Consider the following 23,414-nt stretch of genomic DNA (forward strand, 5'->3'; position numbering starts at 1 on the left):
GGTGGCCGCGCGCGGCTACGCCCTGTGTTGATCGTTCGCTCGCAAGCTCGCTCATCGGCACATCGTCGCATCCCCCCGTCCGCGTCCCCCCGCCACCGGGAGTTCACCCGATCGGACGCCCGCGCGAGGTCATCCGCACATTTCGGGCACCCTCACGGGAACCTGAACCCGTCCTAATAGAGTTGAACAATCAGGGCGGGCCCTCGGCTCACCCGAGACTTCTCTGCAAGCGACTCTGGAGCGTGCCCAGTGGCCACTCGGCCCCCGATCGGCCTGCCGAAGCTGTCCCGTCGCAGCCGGTTCCTGCTTTTCATCGCCGCCGCGTTCGTCCTGCTGCTGCTGGTGGGATCACGGTTGCTCAGCACCTACGTGAACTGGCTGTGGTTCGGCGAGGTCGGGTTCCGGTCGGTGTTCACCACCATCCTGTGGACGCGGATCGTGCTGTTCTTCGCCGTCGGCGCCTTCGTCGGCGGCCTGCTCGCGCTGAGCCTGTGGATCGCCTACCGCGCGCGGCCGGTGTTCGTGCCGGTCTCCAGCGCCGACGACCCGCTCGCCCGCTACCGCTCCACCGTGGTGCAGCGGGTGCGGCTGTTCGGCATCGGCATCCCGCTGGTGATGGGGCTGATCGCGGGCTCGGCGGCGCAGTCGGACTGGCAGCAGACGCAGCTGCTGCTCAACGGGACGAACTTCGGCGTCACTGACCCGCAGTTCAACATCGACATCGGCTTCTACGCGTTCACGCTCCCGTTCATCACCTGGGTGATCAACTGGCTGTTCGTCGGGGTCGCCATCGCCTTCTTCGGCGCGCTCATCACGCACTACCTGTTCGGCGGCATCCGGCTCGCGGGCAAGGGCGGGCAGCTCGCCGCGCCCGCGCGGATGCAGCTGTCGATCACCGCGGGCGTGTTCGTGCTGATCTACGCCGTCGACTACTTCTTCGAGCGCTACGAGCTGCTGTTCTCCCAGCGGGAGAGCTTCAGCGGCGTCAGCTTCAGCGGCGCGACCTTCACCGACCTCAACGCGGTGCTGCCCGCCAAGCTGATCCTGATGTTCATCGCGGGCTTCTGCGCGGTCGCGTTCTTCGCGGGCGCGTTCCTGCGCAACCTCCAGCTTCCCGCGATCGCGACCGCGCTGCTGATCCTGTCCGGCATCCTCGTCGGCGCGGCGTGGCCCGCGGTCATCCAGCAGTTCTCGGTGCGGCCCAACGAGAACACCAAGGAAGCGCTGTCCATCCAGCGCAACATCGAAGCCACCCGCGCCGCGTTCGGGATCACCGACAAGCACGTGACCACCGAGGGCTACGCGGGCACCACAGACGTCTCGCCCGCGAAGATCCGCTCCGAGCAGAGCAGCATCAACACCATCTCCAACGTGCGGCTGCTCGACCCGAACATCCTCGCGCCCACCTTCACCCAGCGCGAAGGCCGGGAGAACTTCTACGGCTTCCCGGACAAGCTCGACGTCGACCGCTACACCATCGACGGCAAGACCCAGGACTACATCGTCGCCGCCCGTGAGATCAAGTCCAACGGCCTGACCGACGTGCAGGGCGGCTGGATCAACCGGCACATGGTCTTCACCCACGGCCACGGCTTCGTCGCCGCGCCCGCGAACACCATCAACTCCGCGCTGCAGGACTCCACTGGCCAGAACAACGACCAGGGCGGATACCCGGTCTTCAAGGTCAGCGACCTGAACACCAAGGGTCCGATCGAGGTCACGGAACCGCGCATCTACTTCGGCGAACTCGCCACCGACTACGCGATCGTCGGCGGCAAGGACGGCGACAAGCCGATGGAGTACGACACCTCCGACAAGACCTACGCCTACACCGGCAGCGGCGGCGTCCCCATCGACGGGCTGTTCAACAAGATCGTCTTCGCCGCGCACAACACCGAGCGCAACATCCTGTTCTCCTCGCAGATCGGCGAGGGTGCGAAGATCATGTACAACCGCAACCCGCGGGACCGGGTGAGCATGGTCGCGCCGTGGCTGACCGTCGACGGCGATCCGTACCCGGCCGTCGTGGACGGCCGCATCCAGTGGATCGTGGACGGCTACACCACCCTGGAGAACTACCCGTACGCCCAGCGCACCCCGCTCGGCGAGGCCACGACCGACTCCCTCGCGGGCGTCGTCCGCCAGGAAAACCGGACGATCAGCTACATCCGCAACTCGGTCAAAGCCACCGTCGACGCCTACGACGGCAGCGTGAAGCTCTACGAGATCGACGAGGAAGACCCGGTCCTCAAGGCATGGCAGGGCGTCTTCCCCGGCACGGTGAAGCCGAAGTCGGAAATCTCCAAGGACCTCGAATCGCACTTCCGCTACCCGGAGGACCTGTTCAAGGTCCAGCGCGAACTGCTGTCGAAGTACCACGTGTCCGACGCGGGCGAGTTCTTCTCCCAGAAGAGCTTCTGGAATGTGCCAGCCGACCCCACCGAGGACGGCACGCCCAACGCCTCCGGCACTGGGGCCAAGCAGCCGCCGTACTACGTGCTCGCCCAGGCGCCCGGACAGGACAAGGCGACCTTCCAGATCACCAGCGCGCTGACCCTGCTCAACCGGGAGTTCCTGGCGTCGTGGGTCTCGGTGTCCTCAGACCCGGGCAGTTACGGGAAGATCAAGGTTCTGCGACTGCCCACGTCCGGAACGGACCAGGTGGAGGGTCCGGGGCAGGTGCAGAACCGGTTCCAGACCACACCGGAAGTCGCGGAGAACCGGACGCTGTTCAACAACCCCAGCGTCTCACCCCGCTTCGGCAACCTGCTGACACTGCCCGTCGCGGGCGGACTGTTGTACGTGGAACCCATCTACATCCAACGCAAGGACGCCAAGGCCTTCCCCCAACTCGCGCGCGTTCTGGTGTCCTTCGGCAACAAGGTCGGCTTCGCGCCCACCATCGACGAGGCGCTGGACGAGGTGTTCGGCCCGGGAACCGGTGACACGGCCACCAAACCCGGCGAGAACACCGCACCCCCGCCCAGCAGCCCGACGTCGCCCCCGCCGACCGACACCCCGCCGCCGACCGACGGCGGCAGCGGCAACGCCGAGATGGACCAAGCGGTGCAAGCCCTCAACGCCGCCATCGGCCACCTCCGCGAAGCCCAGCGCAACGGCGACTTCGCCGAACAAGGCAAGGCCCTCGCCGAACTCGACGCCGCGGCCAAGCAGTACGACACCGCCAAGGCGAAGGCAGGCCAAACCCCGGCGCCACCGTCCTCACCAGCCGTCACCCCGTCACCGACCCCCGGCGCCAACGGCGGCGGGTGACCCCACTCACCTGACCGCCCCCCGATTTGCACCTGACCGACACACCCGCGTAGAGTTCCATTTACCGACGCGGGGTGGAGCAGCTCGGTAGCTCGCTGGGCTCATAACCCAGAGGTCGCAGGTTCAAATCCTGTCCCCGCTACAAGACTGGGAGACCCCTATCCACGGAAAGCGTGGATGGGGGTCTTTCCGTATTTCTTGTGGGGGCGGAGCCCCCACGCCCCGCCCCGGCGGGCTTCGCCCCCGGACCCCCGTGTGGGGGGCGGGTGGGTGGGGGAGGTGGCGGTTGGCGGTGGGGGTCTTATTCTGCGGCGTGCTGGGCGTGTTGGGCGTGTTGGGCGTGTTGGGCGTGTGGGGCGTGTGGGGCGGTGTTGTGGGGGACGTGGGCTTTTCGGGTGTGTGGGGCGGTGGACCGGGGGGTGGGGAGTGGGGTTGAGGGGGGTGGGTGAAAAAGGGTTTTTGGGGGCGTGTATGGTTCTGTTTGTAAGAAGGCGGCGCGGGGTGGAGCAGCTCGGTAGCTCGCTGGGCTCATAACCCAGAGGTCGCAGGTTCAAATCCTGTCCCCGCTACTACGTGGAAAGCCCGGTCCTATGCGGACCGGGCTTTTCGCGTTTTTGGGGTTTTGGGGTTTTTTTTTGGGGGGGGGTGGGTTAGGTGGTGGTGGGGTAGGGGGTTGTGGTGCGGGCCTGGCGGAGGGGGTGGGCCCACCAGGTGAGTTGGTCCAGTAGGAGGGTGGCGGCGGGGTTCACGGCATCGGGGGCTTTGGGGGCGCCGGTGGGGGTGAAGAGGGTGTGGGCGTTGGCGAAGCTGACGGTTTCGCGGATTGTGACGGTGTGGAGTTCGGCGAAGACCTGGCGGAGCTGTTCCGCTGCGCGTAGGCCGCCGGAGATGCCGCCGTAGGTAATGAAGGCTACGGGTTTGGCGTGCCAGGCCGTGTAGACGGAGTCTATGGCGGTTTTCAGGGGGCCTGGGTAGCCGTGGTTGTACTCGGGGGTGATCACGGCGAAGGCGTCGGACTCGGCGATCTTGGTGGGAAAGTCGGTGGGCTCCGCGAGGTCTATCAGGGTGACCTGGAGGTCGGGGCGCTGTTTGGCTTGGTCCAGGAACCAGGCGGCGATGGTGGGGCCGAAGCGGTTCTCGCGGACGCTGCCGAGGATGACGGCCAGTCTGACGGGGGCGATCGGCTCGGCAGGCGCGGTGGGTGGCGTGAGGGTGGGCATGGCGGGTGTTCTCCTTCTAGGCCGTTCTGGTGGGTTGCGTGGTCGACGGTAGGACCTCCAGTAAGGACGAGGTCAACGTGAGCGGCGGGATTCCGCCGCACAAGTGGGTTTTGGGGGCTGTGAGGTCGGGGGGTGGGGTGACAGGGTTCTGACTCCGCGGCTGAAATGACCGTGCGGACGGCATGTGCGGAACAACTGTGCAGCTGCACGGTCGGGTGCTCGCGCGGTCGCTGGTGAAAGTTGTCCACTTGGGACAATAACGGGCGCGGGTGTTGATAGTGGGGGATGGCGGGGTGGATGGCGGTGCGGCGGCTGAATGGGTGACGCGGTGGGGACGGTGGGTCTTTGGCTGTGCTTTGGGTGTGCGCGCGATGGGGGGCGGGCGGCCGCGGCGGTGGTGTACGGGGGTGTCGAGAGGGGTATTGGTAGCGGAATTCGGCCGCTGACCTGCGGAATTCGTAGTGATATGGCGCACATTGGTGGGTGGTTTGGGGCTGTCGTACTGACTACGGTTCGCCCACACCCCTTTGGGCCGAACGGGTATTCCGGGGTGCCGAGATCCACTCCTTCGGGTGAGTGGAGCCGGCCGGTCCACGTGGGACCGTCCCAGTTTGGGCCAGATGGGGTGCCGCGCTTCGGCTGTTCGGTCGCGGACCGAACGTGCCCCCGGCGGCCGTTCGCGATCAGCCACTGTGGACTCCGCGACTTGGCCACTGTGGACAGCTCGGCTCACTCGTGGCACCGTGGACCACGTGTCTGAATTGAATGCAACCGCCGCAGCACTCCTTGGCCTGCTGCACGAGGGCCCGCAGACCGGTGGTCAACTCGTGGCGGCCGCGCGTGAACGCTTCGGCTCCTTCTTCAGCGTGACGCGCAGCCAGGTCTACCGCGAGCTGCCCGCCCTGGCCGACAGCGGTCTGGTCCGGCTCGGAAAGCAGGGTCCCCGCTCCAGCCAGCAGTACGTGATCACGGCCGCGGGCAAGAAGGCATTCAAGGCGTGGCTCGCAGGCGAGCCGGGCCCCGACCACCTTCGCAGCCCGCTGATCCTGCGCCTGGTGCACGCGAGCACGCTCACCGCCAAGCAGCGCGTCGGGCTGATCGACGCGGCCAAGCAGGTCTACAACGGCGAGCACGAGGCCGCGAAGTCCGCGGTCAAGGTCGCCGAGGACCCGTACGCCAAGGCGATCGCCGAGTTCGGCGTGGCCCGCGCGAAGGCGGTGCTCAAGCTGCTGGACTCGATCCCGAAGTCCTGACCGGCCTACCGCTGCGGCGGCGGCGCCCGCGCCCGCGTAATCTTGTCCGACGTGAACCCGGACGCCGCCGCTGACCTCAAGGAACTCTCCGCCACGCTCGCCAGCGTCGAGGCGGTGATGGACCTCGACGGGCTGCGCGCGGAGATCGCCGAGCTGGAGGAGCAGGCCGCCCGGCCGGACCTCTGGGACGACCCGGACGCGGCGCAGAAGGTCACCAGCAAGCTCTCCCACCGCCAAGGCGAGCTGCGCAAGGTCGAAGAGCTGCGCTCCCGCTTGGACGACCTCGGGGTGCTCTACGAGCTTGCCCAGGAGGACGAGGGCGACGCCGACGCCACCGCCGAGGCCGAGGCCGAGCGCGAGAAGCTGCGCGCGGACATCTCATCGCTGGAGGTGCGCACGCTGCTGTCCGGCGAGTACGACGGCCGCGACGCGCTGGTGACGATCCGGTCCGAGGCCGGGGGCGTCGACGCCGCCGACTTCGCCGAGATGCTGATGCGCATGTACCTGCGGTGGTCCGAACGCCACGGTTACCCCACCGAGGTCTACGACACCTCTTACGCGGAAGAGGCGGGTATCAAGTCGACCACGTTCAAGGTCGCCGCCCCCTACGCCTACGGCACCCTCTCGGTCGAACAGGGCACCCACCGTCTCGTGCGGATCTCGCCGTTCGACAACCAGGGGCGCAGGCAGACCTCGTTCGCCGCGGTCGAGGTCGCGCCGGTCGTGGAGCAGACCGACCACGTGGAGATCGACGAGAAGGAACTCCGGGTCGACGTGTACCGGTCGTCCGGTCCGGGCGGACAGGGCGTCAACACGACCGACTCCGCGGTCCGGCTGACCCACCTGCCCACCGGGATCGTCGTCTCCTGCCAGAACGAGCGCTCGCAGTTGCAGAACAAGGCGTCGGCGATGGCCGTGCTGCAGGCCAAGCTGCTCGAACGCCGTCGGCAGGAGCAGCAGGCCGAGATGGACGCGCTCAAGGACACCTCCAGCGGGTCCTGGGGCAACCAGATGCGCTCCTACGTCCTGCACCCGTATCAGATGGTGAAGGACCTGCGGACCGAGTTCGAGGTGGGCAACCCCTCCGCGGTGCTCGACGGGGACATCGACGGTTTCCTCGAAGCCGGTATCCGGTGGCGCCGCTCGCGCTAGTAGTCACGGCCGCACCCTGTGTGACCAGCGGAAACCGCTACGGTAGCCGAGGCAACGTCTCGATAACGACCGAAGGTAGACTCGCCCACCGTGATCCGGCTCGAACAGGTATCCAAGGTCTACAAGACCTCCACGCGGCCCGCACTGGAGAACGTTTCCGTCGAGGTCGACAAAGGTGAGTTCGTCTTCCTGATCGGCCCGTCCGGGTCCGGGAAGTCGACTTTCCTGCGCCTGTTGCTGCGCGAGGAGGTGCCGAGCAAGGGCCGGGTCTACGTCGCCAACTTCGATGTCGCCAGGATGGCGCGCCGCCGGGTCCCCCGCCTGCGCCAGTCCATCGGCTGCGTGTTCCAGGACTTCCGGCTGCTGGCCAACAAGACTGTCGCGGAGAACGTGGCGTTCGCCCTTGAGGTCATCGGCAAGCCCCGGCACACCATCCGCAAGGTGGTGCCCGAGGTGCTGGAGCTGGTCGGGCTGGAGGGCAAGGCCGAGCGGATGCCGCACGAGCTTTCCGGCGGTGAGCAGCAGCGCGTGGCCATCGCGCGCGCGTTCGTGAACCGGCCGCTGATGCTGCTCGCCGACGAGCCGACCGGAAACCTGGACCCGGACACCAGCCAGGACATCATGCTGCTGTTGGAGCGGATCAACCGCACGGGCACGACGGTCCTGATGGCCACCCACGACCATTCCATCGTGGACTCGATGCGGCGCCGGGTGGTCGAACTCGACCTCGGCCGCGTCGTCCGCGACGACGCCCGCGGCGTCTACGGCGTCGGCCGCTAGCCCCCAACCCCGGCCCCGACAGCAAGGAAGCCCACCCCCGATGCGTGCCAGCTTCGTGTTCAGCGAAGTCGTGACCGGCCTCCGCCGGAACATCACGATGACCATCGCGATGATCATCACGACCGCCATCTCGCTCGCCCTGCTCGGCGGTGGACTGCTGGTCGTGCGGATGATCGACAAGACCAAGACGCTCTACCAGGACAAGGTCGAGGTCAGCGTCTACCTGACCAACGACGTCTCATCCTCCGACAACGGCTGCGTCAACGACCCGTGCCGCACCCTGCACAGCGCGCTGCGCGCCGACCCGGCGGTGGAGGACGTCGACTTCGAGAACCGCGAACAGGCGTACGAGCGGTTCAAGCGGATCTTCGAGGCGCAGCCGGAACTGGTGAAGCTGGCCCGGCCCGAGGCGCTGCCCGCGTCGTTCCGGGTCAAGCTCAAGGACCCCGACCGGCCCGAGGTGATCACCCAGACCTACGGCGGCAGGGCCGGGGTGGACACCATCGCCGACCAGAGCGAGTTCCTGGACCGGTTCTTCAACGCGCTCAACGGGTTCCGCAACATCACCTTCGCGGTCGCGCTGTTCATGGCCATCGCCGCGCTGCTGCTGATCTCCAACACCGTGCAGCTCTCCGCGTTCACCCGGCGAACGGAAGTCGGGATCATGCGCCTGGTGGGCGCGACCCGGTGGTACACGCAGCTCCCGTTCCTCCTGGAGGCCATGGTCACCGGCCTGATCGGCGCGCTGCTGGCGATCGGCCTGCTGGTGCTGGCCAAGCTGTCCTTCCTGGACGACGTGCTCGCCGACCCGATCTCCGCGGGCGTCGTGCGCTCGGTGGAGGGGCTGGACATCCTGCTGGTGTCGCCGTGGCTGCTGCTGGTCGCGCTCGGCGTCTCCGCGACCACCGGCTACGTCACCCTGCGCCTGTACGTGCGCACATGACAATCCCGTCGCAGCGGCCTGCCGCCCGCACGTAGAGTTCCGGTCATGGCGAAGGAACGCGGGCAGAAGGTGATCGTGTCCAACCGCAAGGCGCGGCACGATTACTCGATCCTGGACACCTACGAGGCCGGGGTCGTCCTGGTGGGCACCGAGGTCAAGAGCCTGCGCGAAGGACGGGCCTCGATCGTCGACGCGTTCGCGACAGTGGACGACGGCGAGGTGTGGCTGCGGAACCTGTTCATCCCGGAGTACACCCAGGGGACCTGGACCAACCACGAGCCTCGGCGCACCCGGAAACTGCTGCTGCACAAGGGCGAGATCCTCCGGCTGATCGGCAAGATCAAGGAGAGCGGGCTGTCGCTGGTGCCGTTGTCGATGTATTTCTCGGACGGCAAGGTCAAGGTCGAGCTGGCGCTGGCCAAGGGCAAGAAGTCTTACGACAAGCGGCAGGACCTCGCCAAGCGCGACGCCAACCGGGAGATCGCGAAAGCGGTGGGCAGGCGGGCTAAGGGCCGGGCGTGATCGGGCCGGGCTCGGACTCCTCGGTCGCTCGTTGGGTTCACGGGCTCGGTGTTCTGGGGCTGGTCGACCTGCATCTGCACTTTCTGCCGGAGTCGGTGCAGCGGAAAGTGTGGGCCTATTTCGACGATGCTGAGCGCGATTACGGGCTCGCGTGGCCGGTGCGGTATCGGCAGTCGGAATCCGAGCGGGTGGAGATTCTGCGGTCGCTGGGAGTGGTGGCCTTCGCGCCGCTGGTTTATCCGCACAAGGCTGGGATGGGCGAGTGGCTGACCGAGTGGGTGCTGGAGTTCGCCGCTCGGGTGCCGGAGGCTGTGCCGACCGCGACTGTTTATCCGGAGCCCTCGCTTGGGCGGTATTTGGAGAAGGCGCTGCGCGGTGGGGCGCGGTGTGTGAAGGCGCATGTGCAGGTCGGGGGGTATGACCCTCGGTCTTCGCTGCTGGAACCGGCATGGGGGATGTTGGCTGAGGCCGGGGTACCGGTGGTGGTGCACTGCGGGCATGGGCCGCTGCCTGGCGCGTTCACCGGGTTGGGGGTGTTCGAGGAGGTTCTGCGGCGGCATCCGCGGTTGACGGCGGTGTTGGCTCACGCGGGGATGCCGGAGTTCTCTTTGGCGCTGGATCTGGCCGCTCGGTATCCGGGGGTGCATCTGGACACAACGATGGTGGGAGTGGAGTTCACATCGCGGTCCGCGCCGTTGCCCGCGGACTGGATTCAGCGGGTGGTTGATATGCCCGACCGGATTGTGCTGGGGACTGACTTTCCCAGCATTCCCTATGCGTATGCCGAGCAGTTGCGGGTTATCGCCGCGTGGGGGGAAGAACTGGGGGAAGGGTTCTTGCGGGGGGTTCTGTACGAGAATCCTGCCCGGTTGCTTGGGGTCTAGGGCTGCTCGCCGGGGCTCTTAGACGTACCACAGGACGCGGACGGTGTCGGGTGCGACAGTTCGCAGTTCCGCGCAGACCTCCTGGGTGGTCACCAGGCCGGTTGTCCGGCACAGTTGCTCGATGTCGGGCGAGTGGGTCGGGCGGGGTGTGAAGCCTTGGTCGGTGAGGTGCTGCCGGGTCCGTTCGCTGGCTCGGTCACCGATCGCGTCCAGGGTTCTCGAGCAGCCACCGGAGCCGCACGAGGGATCGTGCTCGGTGATCGACAGACCCGGTGGGCCGGGCAGCACCCCCTCGTCGCCTGGTGGTGGCCCCTCGTGTCGGAGCACCAGGGTGAGACCGGCGAAGAGGAATCCGCTGAAAAGGAAAGCGGTGAAAAAGCACCCGGTGAACACGGCCCCGGGCAGGCGTGGGGAACCGGCGCGGCGCCCGTGGTCCGCCCGCGCGCCGATTCCGCACACGACCGCCCCGAGCACTGAGTGCAGCCAGAGGACCTCGATGTCCGAGGGAACCCACCGGCCGGAGAAGCCCAGTCCTCTGGGCACGACGAACCAGGTCAGCAGCGCCAACAGGATCAGGCCCACCGTCAGCCCGGTTCGCCGGTCGCGGGCGATGCCGCACCAGATGAGCATCGGGGCCAAGCCGAACAGAACGAACAGGACTGATGGTGGGTTCCAGGGCCACACGGCCACCGTCGCGGCCGCCGCTATCAAGGCGATTCGCCACCAGTGTTCCCCCATGGTCTTCATCGGCCCAGTGTCTCGGGCGGGGGCGTCCGGGCTGGTGGGTGGAGTGCTCGCTGTGGGCGAACGCGGGTGGGAAACAAAACCCGGCTCAGGGAGGTTGAGCTGTCCAGACTCAACTTCTGGAGAGTGATCAGCATGTCCGAGGCTCTGACGTTGCCGGTGCTGCCGCTGGATGACACGGTCCTGCTGCCCGGCGTGGTTGTCCCGATCCAGCTCATCGGCTCCGACAACGCCAACGAGGCCCGTGCGGCCATCGACGCGGCGCGGGCGGGGGATGAGCCCGCCCGGGTGGTCCTGGTGCCGCGGCTGGACGGGAAGTACGCCCGGGTCGGGACGCTGGCCGTGGTGGAGCAGGTCGGCAGGCTGCCCGGCGGTGAGCTTGCCGCCGTTGTGCGCGGGACCGGGCGGGTGCGGATCGGGGCCGGGACCACCGGGCCGGGGGCCGCGCTGTGGGTGCGGGTGCAGACCGCCGATGACGCCGTGGACGAGCGCACCCGTGAGCTGGCCCGGGAGTACAAGGGGCTGGTCACGACGATCTTGCAGCAACGGGGTGCCTGGCAGGTCGTCGACACCGTGAACCAGTTGGACGACCCGAGCGCGCTGGCCGACATGGCCGGGTACGCGCCGTACCTGTCCGACGAGCAGAAGGTCTGGCTGCTGGAGACCACCGACGTCTCCGCGCGGCTGGAGAAGCTGCTGGAGTGGGGGCGCGAGCACCTCGCCGAACTCGACGTCGCCGAGACGATCCGCAAGGACGTCAAGGAGGGCATGGAGAAGCAACAGCGGGAGTTCCTGCTGCGCCAACAGCTTGCCGCGATCCGCAAGGAACTCGCCGAGCTCGACGGCAAACCCGCGTCGGAGGAACAGGACTACCGCGCCCGGGTGGAGAGCGCCGATCTGCCGGAGAAGGTCCGGGAAGCCGCTCTGTCCGAAGTGGACAAATTGGAGCGGACATCGGACCAGTCGCCCGAGGTGGGGTGGATTCGGACCTGGCTGGACACGGTGCTCGACATGCCGTGGAACGAGCGGACCGCGGACGCCTACGACATCGCGGGGGCGCGGGCGGTGCTCGACGCCGACCACGCCGGGCTGGACGACGTGAAGGACCGCGTCATCGAGTACCTGGCCGTGCGGAAACGGCGCGACGAGCGTGGGCTCGGAGTCGTCGGCGGGCGGCGCAGCGGGGCGGTGCTCGCCCTGTCGGGGCCGCCCGGGGTCGGCAAGACCTCGCTGGGGGAGTCGGTGGCGCGGGCGATGGGGCGCAAGTTCGTCCGGGTGGCGCTGGGCGGTGTGCGGGACGAGGCCGAGATCCGCGGCCACCGGCGCACCTACGTCGGCGCGCTGCCCGGCCGGATCGCGCGGGCCATCGCCGAGGCCGGGTCGATGAACCCGGTGGTGCTGCTGGACGAGATCGACAAGGTGGGCTCCGACTACCGGGGCGACCCGACGGCGGCCCTGCTGGAGGTGCTGGACCCGGCGCAGAACCACACGTTCCGCGACCACTACCTCGAAGTCGAGCTCGACCTGTCCGACGTGGTGTTCCTGGCCACGGCGAACGTGGTCGACGCCATCCCGGCGCCGCTGCTGGACCGGATGGAGCTGGTCCGGCTCGACGGCTACACCGAGGACGAGAAGGTCACCATCGCCGCCGGTCACCTGCTGCCCCGGCAGCTGGAGCGGGCCGGGCTGACGGCCGAGGAAGTCGAGGTGTCCGAGGCCGCGCTGCGGCTGCTGGCCGGGGAGCACACCCGGGAGGCGGGCGTGCGGCAGTTGGAGCGGGCGATCGCGCGCATCCTGCGCAAGGTCACCGCCCGGCTGGCGCTCGGCGAGGTCGACCTGCCGCTGCGGGTCGACGCGGGCGACCTGCGCGGCTACCTCGGGCAGCCCAAGCACACGCCCGAGTCCGCCGAGCGCACGGCGGTTCCCGGGGTGTCGACCGGGCTCGCGGTGACCGGGGCCGGTGGCGACGTGCTGTTCGTGGAGGCGTCGCTGGCGGAGAAGGAGACCGGCGCGTCCGGGGTCACGCTCACCGGGCAGCTGGGTGACGTGATGAAGGAGTCCGCGCAGATCGCCCTGTCCTACCTGCGCTCGCACGGGCCGCAGCTGGGCCTGCCGGTCGCCGAACTGGCCGAGCGCGGCGTGCACGTGCACGTCCCGGCTGGCGCGGTGCCCAAGGACGGGCCCAGCGCGGGCGTCACCATGACCACGGCGCTGGCGTCGCTGCTCTCGGGCAGGCCCGTCCGCGCGGACGTGGCGATGACCGGGGAGGTGTCCCTCACCGGCCGCGTCCTGCCCATCGGCGGGGTGAAGCAGAAGCTGCTCGCCGCGCACCGGGCGGGCATCACCACGGTGCTGCTGCCCCAGCGCAACGAGCCGGACCTGGACGACGTGCCGGAGTCCGTGCTGGCGGCGCTGACCGTGCACCTGGTCGCCGACGTCCGGGAGGCCGTGGCGTTGGCGCTGGAACCGGCCGGGCAGGCTCAGCGGGTCGCGGCGTGACGTAGTGGGTTGAGGGGCTGTCCCGGGTGGGATGGCCCCTTCAGCCGCGGTCGAGGAAGGTGAGCACCGCGCGGACCCGGCGGTGCTCCTCGCTGCTGGGCTCCAGGCCGAGCTTGGCGAAGATGTTGCCCACGTGCTTCTCCACCGCGCCGTCGGAGACGGTCAGGGACTTGGCGATGGCGATGTTGGACAGGCCCTGCGCCATCAGGCCGAGCACTTCCCGCTCCCGTGGGGTGAGCAGGTCGATGGGGTTGCGCCGCCCGCGTGCCATGAGCTGGGCGATCACCTCCTGGTCGATGCACGTGCCGCCCGCGGCGACCCGGCGCACCGCGTCCACGAACTCCGCGACGTCGGCGACCCGTTCCTTGAGCAGGTAGCCGACGCCGCCCGCGCCGCCTGCCAGCAGCTCGACCGCGTAGCGCTCCTCCACGTACTGCGACAGCACCAGGACCGGCAGGCCGGGCAGTTCCTCGCGGGCGCGCACGGCGGCCCGCAGGCCCTCGTCGGTGAACGTCGGCGGCATCCGCACGTCCACGATCGCCAGGTCGGGCCGGTGCTCGGCGACCGCGGTGAGCAGCCCGTCGCCGTCGTCGACCGCGGCGACCGTCTCGATGCCCTCGTCGGCGAGCAGGCGCAGCACGCCCATCCGCAGCAGCACCGAGTCCTCGGCGATCACCACACGCACGGCAGGTCAGCCCTGATCACAGTCGGCCCGCCGATGGGGCTCACCACGGTCATCACGCCGTCAATCGTGGCAGCGCGGTCGGCCAGCCCGGACAGCCCACCCCCCGGCCGCAGCGCCGCGCCGCCGCCGCCGTCGTCGGTGACCTCCACGACGACCTGGTCGCTGTCGGACCGCCACACCTTCACCCACACCGCGGACGCGTTGGCGTGCTTGGCGATGTTGGTCAGCGACTCGCCCACGATGAAGTACGCGGTGCTCTCCACCGCCGCGGGCGGGCGCGGCTCGACCTGGACCGACACCTCGACCGGGACCGGGCACTTCGCCGCCAGCGCCGACAGCGCCGCGTCCAGCCCCCGGTCGCCCAGGACGGCCGGGTAGATGCCCCGCGCCAGGTCGCGCAACTCGGCGACGGCGAGCTTGGCGTCGGCGTGCGCCTCATCGATCAACGCGCGCGCGGTGTCCGGGTCGGCGTCGAGCTTGCCCTTGGCCCGGCCCAGCCCGATCGCCACCGCGACCAGGCGCTGCTGCGCGCCGTCGTGCAGGTCGCGCTCGATGCGGCGCCGCTCGGCCTCCGCCGCGTCCACGCCCCTGGCCCGGGACGCCTGCAGCCGCTCGGCCTTGGCGGTCAGGTCGGCGGTGCGGTCCGGGCTGAGCAGCGCCACCGCGAGCCGCGAGTGCAGCCAGGCGTAGCGCGGGGCCACCCAGATCGCCAGCGGCACCAGCGGAATGCTCGCCACGCCCAGCGCGAAACCGAACACCGACAGCGGGAAATCCAGCATCAGGTAACCGAAGTCGCGCCACGTCCTGGCATCGGTGAGCAGCGCCCGCCACTGCCGCAGCACCCCCTCGTCGGACGGCAGGACCGGCCGCGCGGGCAGATCCGCGCCCACCAGCGTCCGCGCCCAGAACCGGTGCGCGTTGCCGAACGCCCTGGTCGTCACCGCCGCGCCGACCAGGATGCCCACGCCCACCCAGATGATCACCGTGGACACGCCGACGCACACGAGGACCACGGTCACCACGAACGTGAACAGGCTCAGCGGGAAGCCGCCCAGCAGGTAGGCGATGGCCGCCGCCGGATGCGGGTAGCGCCGCTGTTCGGTCACCCCAGGATCATCCACCGTGGACCCCGCTGACCGACCGGCCGAACCCCGGCTCCCACGCGCCGAACGACCGCACCGTCGCCCCCGACGGCCCCAGCAGCGCCCGCGCGAACACCGCGTGCGCCGACGCCAGACCCCGGGTCAGCACCACGGAGACGGCCAGCACCAGCAACCCGAGAGCGGCGAACGGCAGCGCCTCGAACACCGAGTCGACCACCAGGACCGGGCGCTCCCAGTCCCACAGCCGCCAGCTGCCGGTCGGCAGGAAGCGGTAGTAGACCGGCAGCAGCAACAGACTCAGCGACACCGACCAGAACGTCACCATCAGGACGAACTCCGCCACCCCGATCGGGAACAACAGCAGGAAATACCCCACATCCCGCCATGTCGCGCCCTCCTTCACCCGCGCCTTCCACTGCCCCTTCGCGGGCAGCGGCGCGTACGGGGACGCGATATAGGCGCCCAGCATCGCGTGCACCCGCGCCCGCTCCACCCGCGCCGCGCCCCGGGCCAGCACGATCGCCACCGCCAGCACCGGCAACCCCACCCACACGACCGCCGTGCCGACGCCCACGCTGAACAGGGTCACCAGGGCGACGAACCCCGCGATCCCCACCGGCAGGTTCATCAGCAGATAACCCAGCGCCCCGAATATCGGCGGGCTGGGCCGCCTGCCGTCGCTGTGGATCGTGGTCATGGTGTGTGTCCCCTCCTCGTGCCAGTGCGACCAGCATCGCGGGCAGAGGCGGGCGTGGACCATGGGGAACGCCACCGAGCGGGGGGTAGGGCTGTCCCTACCTGGCAATCGGGATGAAACGACAGGCGGGTAGCGTTACACTCAGTAGAGAACGACCCACAACACCACGGGGGTGAACGGTTTCGACTCTGGACGTCGAGTCAGGGGAAGCGTGCAGGTGCAGGCGAGATGACCACCTCAAGCGTCGCTCGCAAACCAATAAGCGCCAAGACTAACAGTCGCGCTGACTACGCCCTCGCTGCCTAAGCGAGCGCGTGTCTGTCGGCCCGGGGATGCCTCCGCCCCGGTCGCCGGCATCAGCTAGGAGGCTTACCGCCAGACCCGGTCACGGGGTCCACGCGGGAAACCCACAGTGACTGGGCCCGTCACACCGGCTAGTTCGCGTGACCGGTGGGGCCAAGCAGAGACACAGCGAACTGCGCACGGAGAAGTCCTGGTGAAGCGACAGAGGACCCGGGTTCGATTCCCGGCACCTCCACGGCCTCGGCCGACCTGTGTTCGCGGAAAGCGCGAACCAGGTCGGCCGTCGTTATATCTGGGGGGCGACCCCCCAGACCCCCACGGTGCGTTACCTCCTGAACCAGCCGTGCCCCGGCGCCGTAGGCGGTCGGGGACCATAGGCGGTCGGGGACCGTAGGCGGTCGGGGACCGTAGGCGGTCGGGGTTCGTAGGCGTAGGCGGTCGGGTTCGTTGGCGGTGGTCGGTCTGCTTGTTGGTGGACGAAGCCCTAGCCGCGGATGGTTTCTGTGGTGGTGAGGGTGGGCTTGGTGTTGTTGGGGGGCCAGGTCAGGACGGCGAGGCTGGAGGTTTTGAGGGTGGGGCGGGTGTTGGTCAGGGATTCGACCACGTCTTCCAGGTCGGGGTTGTGGCCGATGAGGAGGACGGTTTTGGCTGTGTCGGGGATGGCCGCGAGGACGGTGAGGATGGCGTCCGCGCCTTCGCCGTAGAGCTGTTCGTCGAAGGTGGTGGGTGGGGTTTGGGGCCAGTCCGCGCGGATGAGGTCCCAGGTTTGGCGGGTGCGGGTGGCGGGGGAGACCAAGGCCAGGTCGATGGGGGCGACGTGCTCGGCCAGCCAGCGGCCCACGGCGGGGGCGTCGCGCCTGCCGCGCTCGTTGAGGGGGCGGCGGTAGTCGGGGACGCCCTCCGGCCAAGCGGACTTCGCGTGCCGCAGAACCACCAACCGGCGCATGGGCCCCTCCTCGTCGTGGACTCCCATCGAACCAGCTTCCCTGGTGCCCGTGTCGGGGACTGGCCAGTGTGCGCTGGTGGGGGCACTGCGGGGTGGGGTTGATCACGTCACGGGCGACTTCTTCTTCGCGCGGATCCGGCGGACGACGAACCAGGTGAGCGCCAGCGCGGCCACGCCGAGGACCCCGTACTCGAAGACCTGGGCGTAGCCCTCGATGAGGTGCCAGTTCTGGCCCAGGGCGTACCCGGCGAGCACGAACGCCGAGTTCCAGATCAGGCTGCCGGAGCCGGTCAGCAGGACGAACCGCCACAGCGGCATCCGGTGCACGCCAGCGGGAATGGAGATCAGGCTGCGGAACACCGGCAGCATCCGGCCGAAGAACACCGCCTTGCCGCCGTGCCGGTCGAACCAGCGCGACGTTCTGTCCACATCGGACGAATCGAGCAGCGGAATCCGGTCCGCCAGGGCGCGCAGCCTTTCCTCGCCGAGGCGCGCGCCGAGGAAATACAGGGCCAGCGCGCCCACCAGGGAGCCCAGGGTGGTGAACAGGATCGCGGCGCCCAGGCCGATGCCGCCGCGACTGGCCGCGAAACCGGCCAGGGGCAGGAAAACCTCGCTCGGCAGCGGCGGGAACAGGTTCTCCGCCGCGATGAGCAGGCCCGCGCCGGGGGCGCCCAGGGCGTCCATGACGTCCAGGGCCCAGCCGGTCAGGCCGCCGGTCGGACCGCTCATCCGGCGGGCTCCGGGTGGGGCTCGTGCATGATCGTGGACATACCCGCCGGGGCTGGGCGGGGAAACCTGGTGTCCTCGCCGGGGGCCGACGGGCGAGGACACCAGGTCATGGCCGGGTCAGGTCACGCAGGGCGTGCCCTCCAGGTTGGCCTTGGACTCCGCGATCACCACGTCGGTGAGCAGGGTGTCGAGGACGACCGCCTGCTGGACGATCGTGCCGCCGCTGACCACCTGGCTGTTGAGCCGCAATTCGCCGATGACCAGCGGGATCGTCACCGGGCCGCTGCCCACGGCGATCGGGACGCCGTTGATCCGCAGGCCCGCCACGCTGGACGTGCCGTGGAACACCGGCTGGAGCCCGTCCGGACCCGCGACGCAGGTCGCGGACGCCGCCGAGCTGACCACGCCAAGCTCGATGGTGACCAGCAGCGCCGCGGTGATCCGGGTGTGGTCCACCCGGGCGTTCGCGTTCGACCCGTCGCCCGGGGCGGGCGGGGTGACTGGGGCGTTGTCCGGATGCTGCTCGGTCTGGGCGTGCAGAGCGTTCGTGGTCACCCGCAGGATGCCCGCGTTGAGCGTCGCCGTCGCCACGGTCTGCTCGTCGTCCACGCACGGCACGTCCGGCGGGTTGGCGCGCGCGACGATGATCCCCGCGACGTTGAGCGCGGTCGCCTGGCAGGAGAACGAGCCCAGCCGCTGGTACGACTTGATCCGCAGGTCCGACAGCACGGGACTGTCGCCCGCCGCGTTGGCCCGCAGCGTCGCCCTGACCTCGATATACCGGCCGATCTTGGCGAACTGCACGCCGTTGGCCACCTCGGCGAACGCCTCGTTCGCCAGGCCCGCCTCGCTGTCGGACGTTCGGGCCTCGACGGTGATCGACGTGCCCGCCGGGACCGAGCCCTGCGGCTCGGTGTTCCAGGTGACCGTGCCCCAGGCGTGGCCCGCGGCGCCGCCGTCCTGCACGACCGACCACGTGCCGACCGGCGCGGTGATCTCGCCGAGCACCGACCCGGTCATATCGGAATAGTTATATGGACCAGCGCCCGCGCCGAGGTCGACGGTCAGGTCCACCGCGCCGACCGGGAAGCCGCCCCCGCCGACCGGGCCAGCGTCCGGGTCGATGCGCATGGCGTTGTTGCTGTTGATGTTGGTGACCCACACCTTGCCGTTGCTGTCGACCGCGACACCGGTCGGGCCGGAGCCGCCGGACAGGGTGACGTTGCCGACGTAGGTGCCGTCGGTGCGCAGGCGGCCGACCGTGGTGGCCGGGCCGATGAGCGAGTGCGCGACCCAGACGTTGCCGTCCCGGTCGACCGCGACGCCCTGCGCGGCGGAGTTGCCGTGCGGGTAGGCGTCGATCAGCGTGCCGTCCGGGGCGAGCTTGGCGACCCGGTTGCCGCCCACGTTGGTGTGCCAGATCTCGCCGGTGATCGGGTCGAGGCCCAGGCCGTAGTCGCCGTGCGTGCCGTCGAGGCAGGCGTTGGCCCCGGTGCCCGGCTCGTAGCGCAGCAGCCCGAAGTTGCGGGCCGACCACAGGGTTCCGGCCTGGTCGATGAGGCCGCCGTAGCCGCCGCAGCCGAAGTTGACCTGGGTGCCCGGCACCGGGGCGCCGGTGCCGCCGTCGACCTTCTCGTGGTCGAGGTCCATGCCGCCGGTCCACAGGTTGTTCGCGCCGTCGACGGCGACCGTGCGGGTGTTGGCGCCGGTGACCCGGGTGTAGTTGATCAGGCACTCGTCCGCGGCCGTGGTGACGCCGCCGTTGTCGTCCGCGCCGCCCGCGTTCGTCCACGGCCGGATGTCGCCGAGGCCGCGGCTGGTTGCGTAGCGGCCGTCCTGGTCGCGGTCCTGGCAGGTGTTGTAGGCGAACGGGCCGACGAGGTAGTCGCCCGCGGCGTCCGGCGCGCCGGACGCGTTGACCCGGGTGCCGCCGACGATCACGCCGACGCGGGTCACCGAGCCCTTGCCGCCCGCGCCCTCGTTGCGGTTGGACAGCCAGGTGTTGCCGAGTTTGTCGACGGTGGTGCGGGAGGGGTTGCGGCCCCGGCCGTCCGGCGCGGACAGCCACTCGCCGACGATGGCCCCGGTGTCGACGTCGATGCGGACCATGGTGCCGCGCGCGGAGGCGGCGACGTTGACGAACGGGAAGAACGTGCTGGTCCGGTCCAGTTGCAGCTGGTCGCTGTTGGGGGCGTCGTGGTTGACGTCTTGCAGGACGCCCTGGTCGAAGTCGCCGTCGAGGGTGTAGAGGACGTCCACGCCGGGGACGGGCGCGGCTGCGGCGATCGGGGTGGTGATCAGGGGGAGGGTCAGCGCGGTTATCGCGACGACGGCTAATCGGGGGGTCGGTCTTCGCGTTCTGGTACGCATAGTGACCGGATTCCTTTCTATATCACCGAATGGTGGACGGTGAAGGTGTGGGGTCCCACGCGGGGGGTCGCTATGTGTGAAAAGTCTGTTACGGTCCGTTTGGGGGATTGATCGACGGGCGTTCTCCGGAGAGTGACGTTCTTCCGGCGGACGCGCCTGCCCGATCGGGCGATGGCGTGCGGCCGGATCGGGTGCGCGGTGTGATCGCCGCTGCTGGCGCGGTTTCTCTCTCGGGTCGGCGGCGGCGAGTTATCCACAGGCGGCGCGCACCCTCTTCCCCCGCCTGACCTGCGCCGATAAAATGGATCAGGGCTCGGCCCCCAGGGTGGGCGGGGCTTGTTGGGTGGGGGTTTTCGGGCGCGGTGGCGAGAGGTTTGGCGCGTGCGGGCGGGGGCCGCGGGGGCTAGGCCGGGTGGGTGGTTCGGAGCGCGCGGTATTCGCGGAGGACGACGGCGATGATCGCCAGGTCGATGGCGGCGAAGAACGGCAGCGCGATGGAGTCGGTTCGGATCGCGCGGTAGACCTCGTTGGCGGCGAAAGCGGTCAGCACGGCGGCGGCGACGGGGTAGGCCGCTGTGATCTTGCGGAGCAGGGCGGCGACCAAGGCGAGCTTCACCAAGGCGAGCTTCACCAAGCCGTGCAGCAGCAGGTAGGCGATGGCGAAGGTCCGCGTGCCGCCGTCGGCGAAGTCCTGGCGGCGCGGGACAGGTGGAGGGCGAGGGTGCCGTTGTGGTCGCAGGCCAGGTCCCGGGTGATCACGGCGTCGGCGACGCCGGTGACCACCGGCGGCGGGACGACGCCCAGGACCGCGGCGCCGAGCACCTGCGGCGCGCCGTCGGCGCCTTTGACCAGCATGGTCAGGCGGAACAGCGGTTTCGTCACCGGTCCTGCCTGCGGTGGCGCTGGATGCTGTGCCGGGTCGGCGGCGCGGTCAGCGGGTCCTCAGGCCAGCGGTGCTTCGGGTAGCGGCCACGCAACTCGCCGCGGACCTGGGGGTAGCCGGTCGCCCAGAACGACGCCAGGTCCGCGGTGAAGGCCACCGGCCTGCCCGCGGGGGAGAGCAGGTGCAGCACCACCGGCACCCGCCCGTCGACGACCGTGGGGCTCGCCGTCCAACCGAAGACCTCTTGCACCTTCACCGGCAGCGCGGGCGTGTCCCCCGAGTAGTCCAGGCGCACCTTCGAGCCGGACGGCACCTCGACGCGCTCCGGGACCAGCTCGTCCAGGCGGGCCGCCGCGGGCCAGGGGAGCAGGGCGCGCAGGGCCGAGGCCATGTCCAGGCTGCGCAGGTCGGCGCGACCGCGGGCGGCGCCGATCCAGGACTCGGCCCGCGCCAGCAGCGCCTCGTCGTCCACCGCGGGCCAGGGGTCGCCCAGCACGCGGCGCAGCAGCGCCAGCCGCAGCCGCAGCGACCGGGCCGCGTCGGAGAAACCGACCAGGCCCAGCCCGCCGCGCCGCAGGCCGTCGAGCACCGCCGCCCGCACCGCAGCGCCGGGCGGCTCGGCCAGCGGCTTCTCCCGCAGCACGATCGCGCCCAGCCGCCGGACCCGCCGCGCCACGACGTCGCCGTCGACCCAGGCCACCTCGTCGGCGGTCGAGACCAGCGCGGGCGCGGCGGCCGTCGCCAGGTCCTCGTCGGCGCGCGCGGCGAGGCGGACCCGGCCGTGCGCGGCTCCCGGCGGCCGGTCGGCCACCGCGACGGCCAGCCACTGCGGGTCGCCCAGGCCGCTGCCGGGCGGTAGCTCGACGGCCGTGCCGCCTGCCATCAGGTAAACCGGCGCGTCACCCGAGCGGCGGCGGGCAAGCCGTTCGGGGTGGGCGAGCGCGGTGACCAGGGCCGCGTCGGCGGGCCTGCCGCGCGGGCCGTCGACCATCGCCGCCAGCCTGCGGACCTCGCGCCGCCAGCGAGCGGTCGACGGGGAGCCGTCGCGCAGGGCGCGCAGGCTCGCGTCGAGGTCCGTGCTCGCGGCCAGGCCGTCGTCGTCGAGGACCGCGACGACCTCGGCGGCGTTGTCCGGTCCGACTTCGGCCGCGCCGTCCAGCAGGGCGCGCGCGAGCCGAGGGTGCAGGCCCAGGCGGGCCATCGCTTTCCCGCGCTCGGTAACGCTGTCTCCGTCGAGCGCGCCCAGTGCCGTCAGCGTTGACCGGCCCGCGGTAAGCGGACCGGCGGGCGGGGCGTCCCACCAGCGCAGCCCGCCGCCGTCCGGGGTGCCCCAGCAGGCCAGCTCCAGGGCGAGCCGGGTCAGGTCGGCGGTGCGGATCTCCGGCTCCGGGTAGCGGGGGAGCGTGCCGTGCTCGTGCTCCGGCCAGCACCGGTAGACCCGGCCCGGCGCCTCCCGGCCCGCGCGGCCCGCCCGCTGCTCGGCCACCGCCGCAGACACCCGCACCGTGGCCAGCCCGGACATCCCGCGCCGGTGGTCCACCCTCGGCACCCGCGACTGGCCAGAGTCGACCACGACCCGCACTCCCGGCACGGTCAGGCTCGACTCGGCGACCGCCGTGGACAGCACCACCCGCCTGCGCGGCCCCGGCGCCAGCGCGGCGTCCTGCTCGGCGGCGGCGAGCCTGCCGTGCAGCGGGAGCACGTCGACGCCAAGACCGTGCAGCGCGCTCGCGACCCGGCGGATCTCGGCCGCGCCCGGCAGGAACACCAACACGTCACCGTCCACTTCCGACAGCGCCATGCGGACGGCGCGCGCCACGCGACCCTCGATCCGCTCCCCGCGCAGCGGTGGCACATAACGGTGATCGACCGGGTAAGCCCGCGCTTCTACGCGAACCACCGGCGCGCCGCCCAGCAACTCGGCCAGCCTGCCCTCGGCGACCGTTGCGCTGGTCGCGAGCAGCCGCAGGTCCGGGCGCAGCCCGTCGCGGGCGTCGAGGAGCAGGGCCAGCAGCAGGTCGGCGTCCAAGTGGCGCTCGTGGCACTCGTCGAGCAGCACCGTGTCCACACCGGACAGCTCAGGGTCGTTCTGCAGCCGCCGCACCAGCAGGCCCGAGGTGACCACCTCGACGCGGGTGTCCTTCGAGGTCTTCCGGTCGCCGCGCACCGCGTAGCCGACCGTGCGCCCGACCGGCTCGCCCAGCAGCGCCGCCATCCGCGCCGCCGCCGCGCGCGCGGCCAGCCTGCGCGGTTCCGCGACCACGACCTTCCCGGACTCGGCCAGCGCCAGCGGCACCAGCGTCGTCTTGCCGGTTCCCGGCGGCGCGACCAGGACCGCGGCGCCGTGCTCGGCCACGGTCCTGGCGATCTCACCGAGGGCGGCGCGGACCGGAAGATCCGGAAGTCGGTCGGGCAGTCGCATGAG

19 protein-coding genes, 2 tRNA genes and 1 other RNA gene are annotated in these 23,414 nt (G+C 70.2%); 11 read left to right on the plus strand and 11 right to left on the minus strand.

The genetic code is table 11. From position 1 onward, the window contains the following. Nucleotides 1-249 precede the first annotated feature (249 nt). From BLS56_RS28270 to BLS56_RS28280, 3 genes are all read left to right on the plus strand, one after another. Nucleotides 250-3,273 carry a UPF0182 family protein gene (locus BLS56_RS28270; RefSeq protein WP_091457085.1) on the plus strand — a complete coding sequence of 1,008 codons (3,024 nt, stop codon included), beginning with the start codon at nt 250-252 and terminating at the stop codon, nt 3,271-3,273. A 68-nt stretch (nt 3,274-3,341) separates the two neighbouring features. Then, nucleotides 3,342-3,415 (plus strand) — tRNA-Met (locus tag BLS56_RS28275). Between the two features lie 353 nt (nt 3,416-3,768). Further along, nucleotides 3,769-3,842: transfer RNA gene (locus BLS56_RS28280), tRNA-Met, on the plus strand. 81 nt (nt 3,843-3,923) lie between these two features. Here the strand turns inward: BLS56_RS28280 and BLS56_RS28285 are convergent. Beyond that, nucleotides 3,924-4,493, minus strand: a complete 570-nt coding sequence (locus BLS56_RS28285) for an NADPH-dependent FMN reductase (RefSeq protein WP_091457087.1) — start codon at nt 4,491-4,493, stop codon at nt 3,924-3,926. A gap of 752 nt (nt 4,494-5,245) precedes the next feature. Here BLS56_RS28285 and BLS56_RS28290 point away from each other — a divergent pair. The 6 genes from BLS56_RS28290 to BLS56_RS28315 all read left to right on the plus strand — a co-directional run bounded on the left by BLS56_RS28290 (nt 5,246) and on the right by BLS56_RS28315 (nt 10,027). Next, nucleotides 5,246-5,746, plus strand: coding sequence for a PadR family transcriptional regulator (locus BLS56_RS28290; RefSeq protein WP_091457141.1), 501 nt, complete (start codon nt 5,246-5,248; stop codon nt 5,744-5,746). A 51-nt stretch (nt 5,747-5,797) separates the two neighbouring features. Beyond that, nucleotides 5,798-6,898 carry a peptide chain release factor 2 gene (prfB, locus tag BLS56_RS28295; protein WP_091457090.1) on the plus strand — a complete coding sequence of 367 codons (1,101 nt, stop codon included), beginning with the start codon at nt 5,798-5,800 and terminating at the stop codon, nt 6,896-6,898. Nucleotides 6,899-6,988: 90 nt separating this feature from the next. After that, the gene (ftsE, locus tag BLS56_RS28300; protein ID WP_091457092.1) at nt 6,989-7,678 is read left to right on the plus strand and encodes a cell division ATP-binding protein FtsE; all 690 of its coding nucleotides are present in this window, start codon (nt 6,989-6,991) and stop codon (nt 7,676-7,678) included. Between the two features lie 40 nt (nt 7,679-7,718). Then, entirely contained in the window at nt 7,719-8,621 is a 903-nt protein-coding gene (gene ftsX, locus BLS56_RS28305; protein ID WP_091457095.1) for a permease-like cell division protein FtsX, read from the plus strand. A gap of 45 nt (nt 8,622-8,666) precedes the next feature. Beyond that, nucleotides 8,667-9,143 carry an SsrA-binding protein SmpB gene (gene smpB, locus BLS56_RS28310; RefSeq protein WP_091457098.1) on the plus strand — a complete coding sequence of 159 codons (477 nt, stop codon included), beginning with the start codon at nt 8,667-8,669 and terminating at the stop codon, nt 9,141-9,143. After that, entirely contained in the window at nt 9,140-10,027 is an 888-nt protein-coding gene (locus tag BLS56_RS28315; protein WP_091457099.1) for an amidohydrolase family protein, read from the plus strand. The genes smpB and BLS56_RS28315 overlap by 4 nt, the downstream gene beginning before the upstream one ends. An 18-nt stretch (nt 10,028-10,045) precedes the next feature. On the opposite strand, the gene BLS56_RS28320 is transcribed toward BLS56_RS28315, so the two are convergent. After that, nucleotides 10,046-10,774, minus strand: coding sequence for a hypothetical protein (locus tag BLS56_RS28320; RefSeq protein WP_139191042.1), 729 nt, complete (start codon nt 10,772-10,774; stop codon nt 10,046-10,048). Nucleotides 10,775-10,906: 132 nt separating this feature from the next. Here BLS56_RS28320 and lon point away from each other — a divergent pair, with 132 nt between their 5' ends. Next, the gene (gene lon, locus BLS56_RS28325; protein ID WP_091457144.1) at nt 10,907-13,270 is read left to right on the plus strand and encodes an endopeptidase La; all 2,364 of its coding nucleotides are present in this window, start codon (nt 10,907-10,909) and stop codon (nt 13,268-13,270) included. 40 nt (nt 13,271-13,310) lie between these two features. Here lon and BLS56_RS28330 read toward each other — a convergent pair whose 3' ends face one another. Genes BLS56_RS28330 through BLS56_RS28340 form a run of 3 tightly spaced genes read right to left on the minus strand, consistent with a single transcriptional unit; the run spans nt 13,311 to nt 15,755 of the window. Beyond that, nucleotides 13,311-13,955: a response regulator transcription factor gene (locus BLS56_RS28330; protein ID WP_175483093.1), complete on the minus strand. Its 645-nt coding sequence runs from the start codon at nt 13,953-13,955 to the stop codon at nt 13,311-13,313. Then, entirely contained in the window at nt 13,943-15,061 is a 1,119-nt protein-coding gene (locus BLS56_RS28335) for a sensor histidine kinase (protein ID WP_091457105.1), read from the minus strand. The genes BLS56_RS28330 and BLS56_RS28335 overlap by 13 nt, the downstream gene beginning before the upstream one ends. Before the next feature lie 7 nt (nt 15,062-15,068). Further along, the gene (locus BLS56_RS28340; protein ID WP_091457107.1) at nt 15,069-15,755 is read right to left on the minus strand and encodes a sensor domain-containing protein; all 687 of its coding nucleotides are present in this window, start codon (nt 15,753-15,755) and stop codon (nt 15,069-15,071) included. A 168-nt stretch (nt 15,756-15,923) separates the two neighbouring features. Here BLS56_RS28340 and ssrA point away from each other — a divergent pair. Next, nucleotides 15,924-16,296: a transfer-messenger RNA gene (gene ssrA, locus BLS56_RS28345) on the plus strand. 246 nt (nt 16,297-16,542) lie between these two features. Here ssrA and BLS56_RS28350 read toward each other — a convergent pair. From BLS56_RS28350 to hrpB, 6 genes are all read right to left on the minus strand, one after another. Continuing rightward, entirely contained in the window at nt 16,543-17,004 is a 462-nt protein-coding gene (locus BLS56_RS28350) for a SixA phosphatase family protein (RefSeq protein ID WP_091457109.1), read from the minus strand. Between the two features lie 102 nt (nt 17,005-17,106). Next, on the minus strand, nt 17,107-17,736 hold the full coding sequence (locus tag BLS56_RS28355; protein WP_091457112.1) for a DedA family protein: 630 nt from the start codon (nt 17,734-17,736) through the stop codon (nt 17,107-17,109). Nucleotides 17,737-17,853: 117 nt separating this feature from the next. Further along, on the minus strand, nt 17,854-20,106 hold the full coding sequence (locus tag BLS56_RS28360) for an NHL repeat-containing protein (RefSeq protein ID WP_139191043.1): 2,253 nt from the start codon (nt 20,104-20,106) through the stop codon (nt 17,854-17,856). A gap of 403 nt (nt 20,107-20,509) precedes the next feature. After that, nucleotides 20,510-20,737: a DUF2127 domain-containing protein gene (locus BLS56_RS32940; protein ID WP_324187543.1), complete on the minus strand. Its 228-nt coding sequence runs from the start codon at nt 20,735-20,737 to the stop codon at nt 20,510-20,512. Next, nucleotides 20,734-20,988: a hypothetical protein gene (locus BLS56_RS32945; protein ID WP_324187544.1), complete on the minus strand. Its 255-nt coding sequence runs from the start codon at nt 20,986-20,988 to the stop codon at nt 20,734-20,736. The genes BLS56_RS32940 and BLS56_RS32945 overlap by 4 nt, the downstream gene beginning before the upstream one ends. Continuing rightward, nucleotides 20,985-23,411 carry an ATP-dependent helicase HrpB gene (gene hrpB / locus BLS56_RS28370; RefSeq protein ID WP_091457115.1) on the minus strand — a complete coding sequence of 809 codons (2,427 nt, stop codon included), beginning with the start codon at nt 23,409-23,411 and terminating at the stop codon, nt 20,985-20,987. The genes BLS56_RS32945 and hrpB overlap by 4 nt, the downstream gene beginning before the upstream one ends. Nucleotides 23,412-23,414: the final 3 nt, after the last annotated feature.

Source organism: Actinokineospora iranica, assembly GCF_900101685.1.
Lineage (GTDB): Bacteria > Actinomycetota > Actinomycetes > Mycobacteriales > Pseudonocardiaceae > Actinokineospora > Actinokineospora iranica.

Excerpts from the sequence above, each read along its gene's own strand:
- BLS56_RS28285 (WP_091457087.1), bottom strand. The coding sequence starts at position 4,493 with ATGCCCACCCTCACGCCACCCACCGCGCCTGCCGAGCCGATCGCCCCC.
- ftsX (WP_091457095.1), top strand. The coding sequence starts at position 7,719 with ATGCGTGCCAGCTTCGTGTTCAGCGAAGTCGTGACCGGCCTCCGCCGG.
- smpB (WP_091457098.1), top strand. The coding sequence starts at position 8,667 with ATGGCGAAGGAACGCGGGCAGAAGGTGATCGTGTCCAACCGCAAGGCG.
- BLS56_RS28320 (WP_139191042.1), bottom strand. The coding sequence starts at position 10,774 with ATGAAGACCATGGGGGAACACTGGTGGCGAATCGCCTTGATAGCGGCG.
- lon (WP_091457144.1), top strand. The coding sequence starts at position 10,907 with ATGTCCGAGGCTCTGACGTTGCCGGTGCTGCCGCTGGATGACACGGTC.
- BLS56_RS28340 (WP_091457107.1), bottom strand. The coding sequence starts at position 15,755 with ATGACCACGATCCACAGCGACGGCAGGCGGCCCAGCCCGCCGATATTC.
- BLS56_RS28350 (WP_091457109.1), bottom strand. The coding sequence starts at position 17,004 with ATGCGCCGGTTGGTGGTTCTGCGGCACGCGAAGTCCGCTTGGCCGGAG.
- BLS56_RS28355 (WP_091457112.1), bottom strand. The coding sequence starts at position 17,736 with ATGAGCGGTCCGACCGGCGGCCTGACCGGCTGGGCCCTGGACGTCATG.
- BLS56_RS28360 (WP_139191043.1), bottom strand. The coding sequence starts at position 20,106 with ATGCGTACCAGAACGCGAAGACCGACCCCCCGATTAGCCGTCGTCGCG.
- hrpB (WP_091457115.1), bottom strand. The coding sequence starts at position 23,411 with ATGCGACTGCCCGACCGACTTCCGGATCTTCCGGTCCGCGCCGCCCTC.